Genomic DNA, 12726 nt, shown 5'->3' with positions numbered 1-12726 from the left:
TATGACCAAGGTTGAACTGGCAAAACTGCGTACCGTGATCCCTGAAATGCGCCGGGTGCGCCGCATTCACTTTATCGGCATAGGTGGTGCCGGTATGGGCGGGATCGCCGAGGTGCTTGCCAACGAGGGCTATCAGATTTCCGGCTCCGATCTGTCGCGCAATGCGGTGACCGAACGGTTGGCATCGCTCGGTGCCCACATCTTCGTGGGTCACAGCGCCGAGCACGTGAACGAGGCGAGCGTGGTGGTGGTCTCCACCGCCATCAAGCAGGACAACCCCGAGTTGCTGGCCGCCCGTGAGCTGCGCATTCCCGTGGTTCGCCGCGCCGAGATGCTGGCGGAGCTGATGCGCTTCCGCCACGGGGTCGCCATCGCCGGCACCCATGGCAAGACCACCACTACCAGCCTGGTGGCGAGCATCTATGCCGAGGCCGGCAGAGATCCGACCTTCGTCATCGGCGGCCTGCTCAACAGCGCCGGCACCAATGCCCGTCTGGGCAGCAGTCGCTACCTGATTGCCGAGGCGGACGAGAGCGATGCCTCCTTCCTGCATCTGCAGCCCATGGTATCCATAGTGACCAACATCGAAGCAGATCACATGGACACCTATGGCGGCGACTTCTCCAAGCTCAAAGCCACCTTTATCGACTTCCTGCACAACCTGCCCTTCTACGGGCTGGCGGTGGTCTGTGTGGACGATCCCGTGATCCGTGGCCTGCTGCCCGAGATCGCGCGCCCGACCCTGACCTACGGCCTGTCCGATGACGCCGATGTGCAGGTGCTGGACTTCGTGCAGACCAGCAACCGCAGCCGTTTCCGGGTGCGCCGCAAAGACGCCGGTGAGCTGCTGGTCACCCTGAACCTGCCCGGGGTGCATAACGCCCTCAACGCCGCCGCCGCCATCGCGGTGGCGACCGAAGATGGCATCGGCGACGAGGCCATCATCCAGGCGCTCGCCAAGTTTGAGGGGGTGGGTCGCCGCTTCCAGCAATATGGCGAGTTCGAGACCGGTCGTGGCAAGGCCATGCTGGTGGATGACTACGGTCACCACCCGAGCGAGGTCAAGGTCACCATCAACGCCGCTCGCGCCGGTTGGCCGGAGAAGCGCCTGGTCATGGTGTTCCAGCCGCACCGTTACAGCCGCACCCGGGATCTCTACGAAGACTTCGCCGACGTACTCTCCAAGGTGGACGTGCTGGTTATGCTGGAGGTCTATGCCGCCGGTGAAGAGCCCATTCCCGGCGCAGATGGCCGTGCTTTGTGCCGCTCCATCCGCTCCCGCGGCAACCTGGAACCCATCTTTGTCGCAACGCCGGACGATGTGCCGGCCGTGCTGGCGGAGCTCATCGGCGAAGGGGATCTGGTGCTGACCCAGGGGGCAGGGAACGTCGGGGCACTGGCCCGCCGCCTCGGTGAGATGAAATTGAGCGTGGATAGCATGAAATCCGGTGCCTGAGGGCCCAATGAGTATTTTGACCGCCAAGCCGGGGCCTATATAATGGCGAACCGGTCTGCAAGGGCCGGCATGGCGCGTTAAACGGGGAAAGATCGGGTGGAGGCAAGGGCACAAGGGCGCACCAAGGGGGGCTTCATCATCGGGGTGGGATTTTTCATCCTGGTCATGTGGGGGCTCTACCAGACTGCGCTGGATGTTAAAGATTGGCTGACGGATGCCAGTCGGTTGCCCATGAGCGAGTTGTTGCTGCAGGGGCAACACGAATATTTGAAAGCCGATGAGCTGCGTGAGGCCGTGCTGGATGGTGCCGAGCTGCGCAACTTCTTCGAGCTGGATGTGAACGAATTGCAGGGGCGGTTGAACGCCCTGCCCTGGGTAGCCCAGGTCTCGGTCCGCAAGAAGTGGCCGAACAAGATCAAGGTCTACCTCACCGAACAGGCGGTGGCGGCACGCTGGAATGGCAACCGCTTCGTCAACACCAAGGGTGAGGTATTCAGTGCCCCGGACAGGGTGAAGAAACCCCTGATGCAGTTGTCCGGGCCCGATGATCAGGCTGCCAAGGTACTGGAGGCGAGCCACCAGTACGAGGCGCAGCTGGCTGCCAAGGGATACAAGTTGCTGGGGGTGAATCTGACCCCCCGCCATGCCTGGGAACTGACCCTGGATGGCAACATTCAGCTGTTTGTGGGGCGCTCGGACATTGCGCTTCGCCTGCAGCGGTTTATCGATGCCTTCCCGGTCATCGAACCCCGTGAGCGGGTTGCTTACGTGGACCTTCGATACGACACCGGAATGGCAGTTGGCTGGAAGAAGAACGAAGAGAAAGTGAATGACCAACACCGCAGATAGAAATTTGATTGTCGGACTGGATATCGGCACGACCAAGGTGGCGGTACTGGTTGGAGAAGTGCTGCCGGATGGCGAGCTCAATGTCATCGGCATGGGCAGCCACGCCTCGCGCGGGATGGAGAAGGGTGGGGTCAATGACCTCGATTCCGTCGTCAAATCCTTGCGCCGCGCGGTGGAAGAGGCAGAAATGATGGCCGACTGCCAGATAAGCTCCGTCTATCTGGGCTTGTCAGGCAAGCACATCGATTGTCGCAACGAGACTGGCATGGTGCCCATCTCCGATGAGGAGGTGACCCAGGAGGACGTGGATAACGTCATCCATACCGCCAAGTCGGTGCGTCTGTCCGATGAGCTGCGGGTGCTGCACGTGCTGCCCCAGGAGTTTGCCATCGACTATCAGGAAGGGATCAAGAATCCGGTCGGCCTGTCCGGCGTGCGGATGGCGGCCAAGGTCCACCTGATCACCTGCCACAACGACATGGCTCGCAACATCGAGAAATGCGTTGAGAAAGTGGGTCTGCGAGTGGATCAGCTGATCTTCTCCGCGCTGGCTTCCAGCTATGCGGTGCTGACCGAAGACGAGAAGGAGCTGGGTGTCTGCGTGGTGGACATCGGCGGTGGCACCATGGACATGTCGCTGTTTACCGGCGGTGCCCTGCGCCATACCAAGGTGATCCCGTACGCTGGCAGCACTGTCACCAGCGACATCGCCTACGCCTTCGGCACACCTCCGCTGGACGCAGAAGCGATCAAGGTGCGCTACGGTTGCGCCCTCGGCCGGCTGGTCAGCAAGGAAGACAATATTGAAGTCCCCAGTGTCGGCGGCCGTCCGGCGCGCAGCCTGCAGCGGCAGACACTGGCTGAAGTGATTGAACCCCGTTACACCGAGTTGCTCTCCATGGTGAATGATGAGCTGGTGCGGGTGCAGAGCGAGTTGAAGGCGCAGGGGGTCAAGCATCAGCTGGCGGCCGGTGTGGTATTGACCGGTGGCGCGGCCCAGATCGAAGGCATTGTGGAGTGCGCAGAGCAGATCTTCCAGAGCCAGGTCCGGGTGGGCGAACCCATGAACATACGTGGATTGAGTGATTACGTGCAGGCGCCGGTGTACTCGACTGCGGTCGGGCTGCTGCAATACGGCCGTACCCATCAATCCACCGGCAGTAGCAAGGAATATGCCGCCAAGGCAAGCGTGGGTGGCCTGGTCAAACGGGTCAGCAACTGGCTGCGTGGCGAGTTCTAAAAGATTTTGCTGAGTCAGGCAAATAAAGCGGAGAGACAACATGTTTGAATTTATGGATAGCCACACTGACGAAGCCGTCATCAAGGTGATAGGTGTGGGTGGCGGCGGCGGCAACGCAGTCGAGCACATGGTTCGTCAAAACATCGAGGGTGTTGAGTTCATTACCATCAACACCGACGCCCAGGCGCTGCGTAACTCCAGTGCCAACACTACCTTGCAGATCGGCAGTGGTATCACCAAGGGACTGGGTGCCGGGGCAAGCCCGGACGTGGGTCGTGAGGCCGCCCTGGAAGACAGGGAAGCGCTGCGCGAGCTGCTGACCGGGTCAGACATGGTGTTCATCGCCGCCGGCATGGGTGGTGGTACCGGTACTGGCGCCGCGCCTATCGTGGCCGAAGTGGCCCGCGAGATGGGTATCCTGACCGTTGCCGTCGTGACCAAGCCGTTCTCCTTCGAAGGGAAGAAGCGGATGGGCTTCGCCGCTCACGGTATCGAAGAGCTGTCCAAGAACGTCGACTCCCTGATCACCATCCCCAACGACAAGTTGCTGAAGGTGCTGGGTCGTGGCATCTCCCTGTTGGACGCCTTCAAGGCAGCCAACGACGTCCTGCTGGGCGCGGTACAGGGCATTGCCGAGCTGATCACCCGTCCGGGTTTGATCAACGTCGACTTCGCGGACGTGCGCACCGTTATGCGCGAGATGGGTACCGCCATGATGGGTACCGGCTCCGCCTCCGGTGATGACCGTGCCGAAGAAGCCGCCGAGAAGGCCATCTCCAGCCCGCTGCTGGAAGACGTGGACTTGGCCGGTGCCCGTGGCATCCTGGTCAACATCACCGCCGGCATGGATATGACCATCGAAGAGTTCGAAACCGTGGGTAACGCGGTCAAGGCCTTCGCCTCCGAGAACGCCACAGTAGTGGTGGGTACCGTAATCGATCCGGAGATGCACGACGAACTGCGTGTGACCGTGGTCGCGACCGGTATCGGTGCCGAGCGCAAGCCCGACATCACCCTCGTCAAGAACAACATGGTGCAAGAGCGTCCGGCCCGTCAGCCCCTGATCAGCGAAGCCCTGCAGTCTCGCGTGATGGAAGAGGCCCCGGCCAAGGTGGTGAACGCCGAGCCGCAAGCTCGTCGCGAACCGGATTATCTCGATATTCCTGCGTTCCTGCGCAAGCAAGCTGACTAAGCCTCTGATGGCTCTGGTTTGTTTGTTGCTTAAGGATTGTGCTAAGATGGCCCGGCAACGACCATCTGGTCAGGAATTTGAGCTGTTGAGCGGATACACCCATGATTAGACAAAGAACCTTGAAAACGAGTGTTCAGGCCACCGGTGTGGGCCTACATTCGGGCCGGAAAGTCACAATGACGTTCCGTCCGGCACCTGTTAACACAGGGATCGTTTACTTGCGTACCGATCTGAATCCTGTTGTAGCGCTGCCAGCCAACGCCGATCAGGTGCGTGATACCGTGCTTTGTACCGCTCTGGTAAACGAAGCCGGCGTCCGCGTGTCGACCATCGAACATCTGTCTGCCGCCCTGGCTGGGATGGGGATCGACAACCTCTATGTAGAGGTTGATGCGCCCGAGATCCCGGTGATGGATGGCAGTGCGCATCCGTTCATCTACCTGCTGCAAGAAGTGGGTATTCGTGAACAGAGCGCACCCAAGCAGTTTGTGCGGATCAAGCAGAGCGTCCGGGTTGAAGACGGCGACAAGTGGGCGGAATTCCACCCCTATCGCAACGGCTTCAAGATGGATCTCGAAATCGATTTCCAGCATCCGGTGTTTGAAGGCCGCAACCAACGTTGCGTGCTGGACTTCTCCGGCAGCTCCTTCGTGAAAGAGATCAGTCGTGCCCGTACTTTCGGCTTCATGCGTGACATCGAGTACCTGCGTTCCCAGAACCTGGCATTGGGCGGAAGCCTGGAAAACGCCGTGGTACTGGATGACTACCGGGTGCTGAACGAAGATGGTCTGCGTTACGAAGACGAGTTCGTCAAGCACAAGATGCTGGATGCGATCGGTGATCTGTATATGTGCAACCGCAGCATCATCGGCGAATTCCGCGCCTACAAGACGGGCCATGCCCTGAACAACAAACTGCTGCGTGCCTTGCTGGCCAAGCAGGAGGCCTGGGAACTGGTGACCTTCGAGGGTGAGGGCGAGAAAGCGCCTATCGCTTACTACGATAACGGTCTGGTTCTGGCCTGATAGCTGTGCAACGGGACGTCGGTCATCTCTCCGCACCGACGTCCCGTCATTTGTTTATTCCATCCTTTAATACCGATTATCTCCCGGTTTTATTGCCCGTGCTGGCTCCTGGCCTCACCTGACCGAGAAGACATATTTCTATGAGCATTACCCTGATCCTCAACGGTAAGCAGCGCCGCAAGTTGCACTTACCCAAACAACGTCTGGCCTGGGTCGGCGGTATCCTCTTCACTGTATTGGCCCTTGGTGGTGGTTGGCTCTGGCAGAGCTGGCACCAGAAGATGGAGGCGCTGGAAGCCGCGCTGGCCATGGCCGAACAGCAAAAATCCACGCAAGGGGCCGATGAAGCCCGCGAACAGCTCGCCATGCTGGCCGCCCAGGTGGGCACCATGCAGGGACAACTGGGTCGTCTCAATGCGCTCGGCGAGCGACTGACCGAAAAGGCAGACCTCGATCCCGAAGAATTCAACTTCAAGGAACTGCCTCCCATGGGCGGTCCTTCCTACGATACCGATCTCGAAGTCAGCCTCAACGAGCTGCAAGATTCCATGAAACACCTCAGCCGACAGCTCAGCAGTCGCGAAGAGCAGTTGTCGGTACTTGAATCTTTCATCATGAATCACCATATCACCGATGCCGGCTTTATTTCCGGCTCGCCGGTCAAGCAGGAGCGAGTCTGGATCTCCTCCGGTTTCGGCGGACGGGTCGATCCGTTCAACGGCCGTGCCAAGATGCACAAGGGGGTGGATTTCCGTGGCAAACCCGGCACGCCCATCCTGGCCACCGGCAAGGGGATCGTCAGCTGGTCAGGTCGCCACCCGGAATTTGGCAACATGGTGGAGATAGACCATGGCAATGGTCTGGTGACCCGCTACGCCCATAACTCCAAGTTGTTGGTGGATGTGGGCACCCTGGTCGACGAAGGCCAGAAGATCGCCCTGATGGGGCGGACCGGTCGCGCGACCGGGGTTCATTTGCATTACGAAGTATTGAAAGATGGTCGTCAGGTCAACCCCGCACGCTTTCTGAACGCCAGACGGGGTTAGGTTTTTTCTTCAGGTTCCAGTGACGGAACGCTCAAATATAACCAAAACAGTTGGTACCCATGATTAGCACACTGCTCACCAAGATTATCGGCAGCCGGAACGACAGAACGCTCAAGGCTTTGCGCAAAATTGTAAAACAGATCAATGCGATGGAGCCTCAGTTCGAGGTACTGTCCGATCAGGAACTGCAGGCAAAGACCGCTGAGTATCGTCAGCGTCTGGAGCAGGGTGAGACGCTGGAGCAGCTGTTGCCGGAAGCCTTCGCCACCGTGCGCGAGGCCTCCCGCCGGGTGTTTGGCATGCGTCACTTCGACGTCCAGCTGATCGGTGGCATGGTGCTGAACTCCAACCGCATCGCCGAAATGAAGACCGGTGAAGGTAAGACCCTCACCGCGACCCTGCCCGCTTACCTGAATGCCCTCTCCGGCCGCGGCGTGCACGTGGTGACGGTGAACGACTATCTGGCCAAGCGCGATGCGGAGGCGAACCGTCCACTGTTCACCTTCCTCGGCATGACGGTCGACTGCAACGTGCCCGGCATGGATGCGTCCCAGAAACGTGACGCCTACGCCGCCGACATCACCTACGGTACCAACAACGAATTCGGTTTCGACTACCTGCGCGACAACATGGCGTTCTCGCCGGAGCAGCGCGTGCAGCGTCCGCTCAACTACGCGCTGGTGGATGAAGTGGATTCCGTGCTCATCGATGAAGCCCGTACCCCGCTGATCATCTCCGGCCCGGCCGAAGACAGCTCCGCCATGTATATCCAGGTCAACAAGCTGATCCCGCTGCTGATCAAGCAGGACAAGGAAGACACCGAGGAGTACACCGGTGAAGGCCACTACACGGTGGACGAGAAGAACCGTCAGGCGCTGCTGACCGAAAACGGCCAGATCTTCGTGGAAGAGCTGCTCAAGAAAGAGGGCCTGCTGGCCGAGGAGGACTCCCTGTTCTCCGCTACCAACATCAGCCTGCTGCACCACGTCAACGCCGGCCTGCGCGCCCACACCCTGTTTGAGCGCAACGTCGACTACATCGTCCAGAAAGACGAGATCGTCATCGTCGACGAGCACACCGGTCGTACCATGCCGGGTCGTCGCTGGTCCGATGGTCTGCACCAGGCGGTCGAGGCGAAGGAAGGGGTCAAGATCCAGAACGAAAACCAGACCCTGGCCTCCATCACCTTCCAGAACTACTTCCGTCTGTACGACAAGCTGGCGGGCATGACCGGTACCGCCGACACCGAGGCCTTCGAATTCCAGCAGATCTATGGCCTGGACACCGTGGTCATCCCGACCAACAAGCCGATGGTGCGCAAGGACATGGGCGATCTGGTCTATCTGACCGCCCAGGAAAAGTATGCTGCCATCATCGAAGACATTCGTGGTTGCGTCTCCCGTGGTCAGCCGGTGCTGGTGGGTACCGTCTCCATCGAGAACTCCGAGCTGCTGTCCGGCATCCTGACCAAGGAAAACATCCCGCACAAGGTGCTGAACGCCAAGTTCCACGCCATGGAGGCGGAGATCGTCGCCCAGGCGGGTCAGACCGGTGCCGTCACCATAGCGACCAACATGGCTGGTCGGGGTACCGACATCGTGCTCGGTGGCAACTGGCAGGCGGAGATCGCCGAGCTGGAGAACCCGACCGACGAGCAGATCCGCGCCATCAAGGCCGCCTGGCAGATCCGTCACGATGAGGTGCTTGCCGCTGGCGGCCTGCACATCATAGGTACCGAGCGCCATGAATCCCGCCGCATCGATAACCAGCTGCGCGGCCGTTCCGGTCGTCAGGGTGACCCGGGTTCGTCTCGTTTCTATCTCTCCATGGAAGATACCCTGATGCGGATCTTCGCCTCCGATCGCGTGACCGGCATGATGAAGAAGCTGGGCATGGAAGAGGGCGAGGCCATCGAGCATCCCTGGGTGACCAAGGCCATCGAGAACGCTCAACGCAAGGTGGAGGGTCGCAACTTCGACATCCGTAAAAACCTGCTCGAGTTCGATGACGTAGCGAATGATCAGCGTAAAGTTGTCTATGAGCAGCGTAATGAACTGCTGGACACCAACGATATCTCCGACACCATCCACGTCATCCGTGACGATGTCTACGGCGCCATCATCGACGAGTACATTCCACCCCAGTCTCTGGAAGAGATGTGGGATGTGCCGGGTCTGGAAGCGCGCCTGAAAGCCGATTTCGCTCTGGATCTGCCGCTGCAGCAGTGGCTGGCGGAAGATGACAAGCTGTACGAAGAGAAGCTGCGCGAGCGCATCCTGGAAGAGGCGACCAAGCTCTACGCCCACAAGGAAGAGCTGGTCGGCACCTCGGTGCTGCGCAACTTCGAGAAGGCGGTGATGCTGCAGACCCTGGATGGCCTGTGGAAGGAGCATCTGGCGGCCATGGATCACCTGCGTCAGGGCATTCATCTGCGCGGCTACGCCCAGAAGAACCCCAAGCAGGAGTACAAGCGCGAGTCCTTCGATCTGTTCACCCAGATGCTGGAAACCCTCAAGCGTGACGTGGTCAGCATCCTGAGCCGGGTTCAGGTACAGGAGCGCGACGTAGAGGCGATGGAAGAGCAGCAGCGCCAGCAGGCGGAAGCGGCTCCTCGCACTTACACCCATGCCGCCGCCGAGAACCAGCTGGCGGATGAAGAGAGCCAGGAAGAAGCGGCTCCGGTGACCTTCGTGCGGGATGAGCAGAAGATCGGCCGCAACGATCCCTGCCCCTGCGGCTCCGGCAAGAAATACAAACACTGCCACGGTCAGTTGACCTGATCATCCCAATGTCATCATGAGGCGGGCCCAGTGCCCGCCTCATTACTGTTTGGATGCCTGTGGCCCAAGTGCCGTACGAGCGATGAGGTAAGTGAAGTGGAAGCGAAGAAACGTATCTGGGTGGCGGTCGGTGTCATCGAGAATGAGAAGGGGGAGATCTTCCTCGCCAAACGCTCTTCGGATCGCCACCAGGGCGATCGCTGGGAGTTCCCGGGGGGCAAGGTGGAGTCAGGGGAAGACTTGCTCACCGCGCTGGACAGAGAGCTGTGGGAAGAGATCGGGATCCGGGTGCTGGATTGTTCCCCCTTCATGGAGCTGCACCACGATTATCCCGACAAGCAGGTGCTGCTGGATATCTGGAAGGTGACCCGCTTCAATGGCGAACCCTTCGGCAAGGAGGGGCAGGAGTGTCGCTGGGTGCCGCTGGCATCCCTGCACGAATACCAGTTCCCGGATGCCAACGGCCCGATCGTCGCCCGGTTGCAGGAACAGCTGGCGCAGTGATCGGATGCCAATGGTGTTGTGATCTTTGGCAGTACAGATGCCGCTAACCTAGCCATCCGTGGGATATGTGCATTAAAAAAGGGCCTCGTTGGCCCTTTTTGCTGTCTGGCTTATTGCCACTGTTCCCCTTCCTCGGGGTAGGGCAACAGCTCCGGATTGATCTCGCCGGGGATGCGCTTCTCTTCGTCGGCCCACTCACCGAGGTCGATCAGCTGACAGCGCTTGCTGCAGAAGGGGCGGAACAGGCTCTCGGGAGTCCATTCCACTTCGGTCTGACAGGTCGGGCACTTCACCTTGGTCACCATCTGATCACTCCTTAGCAGCAGGCGAGCTGGAAGGGCACGTCGCCGATCTGCTGCTCTGTGGTTGGCAGGAAGCGCAGGGCGAAGCGGTTCTTGTGGCCGCTCAGGGTCGGGTAGCAGGAGGGCGCGCCAGGCAGGCGGATGCGGATAAGCTCGGCCCCCTCGGCGGTGTCCTGGAAGAAGCCATTGGTGGCGACCTGATCGCTGAAGTTGCCTGATTCACGCCACAGGCGCAGCAGCAAGGTGATGGCGTTCATCAGCAGGTTGATGTCGCTGAGCCACTGCTGCATCTGCTGATGGCGAGCCAGTGCCGGGGTGACCAGCCAGTGGTGCAGCTGGGGCACGTCGAAGGCGCAGAGGCCGCCGGGGATGGAGAAGCGCTGGCGGATGGAGCCGAGTAGGCGATCCTCTTTCAGGCGAGCACCGGGGCGAGGGGAGTTGAGCAGGCTGCGGGAAAGCTGGGTGCTCTCCTGCTGCATCCGCTGGATCTGCTCAAGGTCGACATCCGGCAGGCTGGCCCAGTGGCTCAGACGCTGACTGAGTCGCTCCAGATCCTTGATCAGATCGGCGCGCAGGTCACCACGCTCCAGCAACTCCTGCAGATCGAACAGCCCCTTGAAGAAGGCGATGTGTGCCCAAGGCTGGTCACTCTCCAGATTGTCGCGGATCTGGGAAAACAGGGACTCCAGACGAAGATAGGTCCGGCTTTTTTCGTTGAGGGGAAAATCGTAAATCATGCCTAATCCTGGCCAGCCATAAACCGGCCTAGTGTACTCACAGTTGGCGGGCTTGTTGAGAGGCAAATACCAGATATGTCTCGTGCAGCGCCAAAATTCGCGCCTGAATGGTCTCGCTTGTGCCACTCTGGTTATCCAGCACATCATCCGCCGCCGCGAGTCGTTCGGCACGGCTAGCCTGGGATGCCAGAATGGCCTCTGCCTGCGCCCGACTCACCCCATCCCGACGACAGGTGCGCTCGATCTGGGTCTCTTCATCCACGTCGATGACCAGCACCCGATCGGCCAGGCCGGTGAGTCTGTTCTCGACCAGCAAGGGGACGACCAGCAGGCAGTAGGGGGAACTGGCTGCAGCGCACTGGCGCAGCATCTCTTGGCGGATTAGGGGGTGAAGCAGTGCATTCAACCACAATTTTTCTTCCTGGTGGTTGAAGATGCGATCGCGCAGGGCGCGCCTGTCCAGCTCGCCCTGGGCATTGAGAATGTCGCTGCCGAAATGGCTGACGATGGCGGCCAACGCAGGGGAGCCGGGTTCCACCACCTCACGGGCGATCACATCGGCATCGACCACCTCGATGCCGAGGGCCGCAAACTGGTTGGCGATGGTCGTCTTGCCGCTGCCGATCCCGCCGGTAATAGCTACAACATACATTTGTCAGAGATCCCGTTGTTAGAGGACTGTGTTCAGATACCAGCGGGTGATGCTATCTCCCCACAGCAGCGCGATCCAGCCCGCGATGGCGAGATAGGGGCCGAAGGGGATGGGGTTGGCCTGGTGGTGTTTACGCAGCACAATGAGCCCGATACCGATGATGGCGCCGACCAGAGAGGAGAGCAGCAGCACTATGGGCAGGGCCTGCCAGCCGAGCCAGGCGCCGAGGGCCGCCAGCAGCTTGAAGTCCCCATAGCCCATCCCCTCCTTGCCGGTGAGCAGCTTGAAGGCCCAGTAGAGGCTCCAGAGCACCAGATAACCGGCCATGGCGCCGATCACCGCATCGCCGAGCGAGACAAAGCCCCCCAGCAGGTTGAACAGCAAGCCTCCCCACAGCAGTGGCAGGGTAAGTTGATCCGGCAGCAACATCTTGTCCAGGTCGATGAAGGTGAGCGTGACCAGCGTCCAGGTCAGCACCAGAGCGGCCAGCATGCCCCAGCCAGGGGTGAGGGTGGCTGCGACGGCCACCGACAGCAGGGCGGTTAGCAATTCGACTAAGGGATAACGGGCCGAGATGGGGGCCTTGCATGCACGGCAGCGCCCCTTGAGCCATAGCCAGCTCAGCAGGGGGATGTTTTCGATGGCCGTGATGGGATGCTCGCAGTGAGGGCAGGCGGAGCGTGGCACCATCAGGTTATAGGAGGTTGTGGGGGCCACGTCGGTATCTGTGTCGAAGTAGCTGCGATATTCGGCGTGCCATTCCCGCTCCAGCATGATGGGCAGGCGATGGATGACCACGTTGAGAAAGCTGCCGATCATCAGGGAGAAGATAAATATCAGGGCAAGGTAGAGCCAGGGCAGGGCCTGGGCCAGCTCGATCAGAAGCACCATATTCAACCGCTTGTGTTGGGAAAGGGAGGGGGCAAGGACCAGACCCAAGCCG

Annotated in this window: 12 protein-coding genes; 8 read left to right on the top strand and 4 right to left on the bottom strand. The window is 60.3% G+C overall.

Annotation, left to right across the window (positions count from 1 at the left end; translation table 11 throughout):
* Window position 1: 1 nt before the first annotated feature.
* The 8 genes from murC (at window position 2) to mutT (ending at window position 10092) form a co-directional block, all read left to right on the top strand.
* Entirely contained in the window at window positions 2–1456 is a 1455-nt protein-coding gene (gene murC, locus BN1124_RS09420; RefSeq protein ID WP_042641280.1) for a UDP-N-acetylmuramate--L-alanine ligase, read from the top strand.
* 96 nt (window positions 1457–1552) lie between these two features.
* Window positions 1553–2305 carry a cell division protein FtsQ/DivIB gene (locus BN1124_RS09415; RefSeq protein WP_042641278.1) on the top strand — a complete coding sequence of 251 codons (753 nt, stop codon included), beginning with the start codon at window positions 1553–1555 and terminating at the stop codon, window positions 2303–2305.
* Window positions 2286–3545 (top strand): cell division protein FtsA, encoded by a 1260-nt coding sequence (gene ftsA, locus BN1124_RS09410; protein ID WP_033132330.1) that lies wholly within the window; start codon window positions 2286–2288, stop codon window positions 3543–3545. The genes BN1124_RS09415 and ftsA overlap by 20 nt, the downstream gene beginning before the upstream one ends.
* A gap of 40 nt (window positions 3546–3585) precedes the next feature.
* Window positions 3586–4737, top strand: a complete 1152-nt coding sequence (ftsZ, locus tag BN1124_RS09405) for a cell division protein FtsZ (protein WP_042641275.1) — start codon at window positions 3586–3588, stop codon at window positions 4735–4737.
* Window positions 4738–4838: 101 nt separating this feature from the next.
* Window positions 4839–5762, top strand: a complete 924-nt coding sequence (gene lpxC / locus BN1124_RS09400) for a UDP-3-O-acyl-N-acetylglucosamine deacetylase (RefSeq protein WP_033132332.1) — start codon at window positions 4839–4841, stop codon at window positions 5760–5762.
* Between the two features lie 140 nt (window positions 5763–5902).
* Window positions 5903–6808 carry a M23 family metallopeptidase gene (locus BN1124_RS09395; RefSeq protein ID WP_042641272.1) on the top strand — a complete coding sequence of 302 codons (906 nt, stop codon included), beginning with the start codon at window positions 5903–5905 and terminating at the stop codon, window positions 6806–6808.
* 59 nt (window positions 6809–6867) lie between these two features.
* Complete coding sequence (secA, locus tag BN1124_RS09390; RefSeq protein ID WP_042641270.1) at window positions 6868–9588, top strand: preprotein translocase subunit SecA; 2721 nt, start codon at window positions 6868–6870, stop codon at window positions 9586–9588.
* A gap of 96 nt (window positions 9589–9684) precedes the next feature.
* Window positions 9685–10092, top strand: coding sequence for an 8-oxo-dGTP diphosphatase MutT (mutT, locus tag BN1124_RS09385; protein ID WP_042641268.1), 408 nt, complete (start codon window positions 9685–9687; stop codon window positions 10090–10092).
* Window positions 10093–10202: 110 nt separating this feature from the next.
* Here mutT and yacG read toward each other — a convergent pair whose 3' ends face one another.
* Genes yacG through BN1124_RS09365 form a run of 4 tightly spaced genes read right to left on the bottom strand, consistent with a single transcriptional unit; the run spans window position 10203 to window position 12674 of the window.
* On the bottom strand, window positions 10203–10397 hold the full coding sequence (yacG, locus tag BN1124_RS09380; RefSeq protein ID WP_042641266.1) for a DNA gyrase inhibitor YacG: 195 nt from the start codon (window positions 10395–10397) through the stop codon (window positions 10203–10205).
* An 11-nt stretch (window positions 10398–10408) separates the two neighbouring features.
* Window positions 10409–11131, bottom strand: a complete 723-nt coding sequence (gene zapD / locus BN1124_RS09375) for a cell division protein ZapD (protein WP_042641264.1) — start codon at window positions 11129–11131, stop codon at window positions 10409–10411.
* Window positions 11132–11168: 37 nt separating this feature from the next.
* Entirely contained in the window at window positions 11169–11783 is a 615-nt protein-coding gene (gene coaE, locus BN1124_RS09370; RefSeq protein ID WP_042641262.1) for a dephospho-CoA kinase, read from the bottom strand.
* 18 nt (window positions 11784–11801) lie between these two features.
* The gene (locus BN1124_RS09365; RefSeq protein ID WP_042641260.1) at window positions 11802–12674 is read right to left on the bottom strand and encodes a prepilin peptidase; all 873 of its coding nucleotides are present in this window, start codon (window positions 12672–12674) and stop codon (window positions 11802–11804) included.
* Window positions 12675–12726: the final 52 nt, after the last annotated feature.

This window comes from Aeromonas eucrenophila (assembly GCF_000819865.1).
Lineage (GTDB): Bacteria > Pseudomonadota > Gammaproteobacteria > Enterobacterales > Aeromonadaceae > Aeromonas > Aeromonas eucrenophila.
Note: the sequence above shows the minus strand (reverse complement) of the source record. Positions and strands in the feature narration are given on the sequence as shown.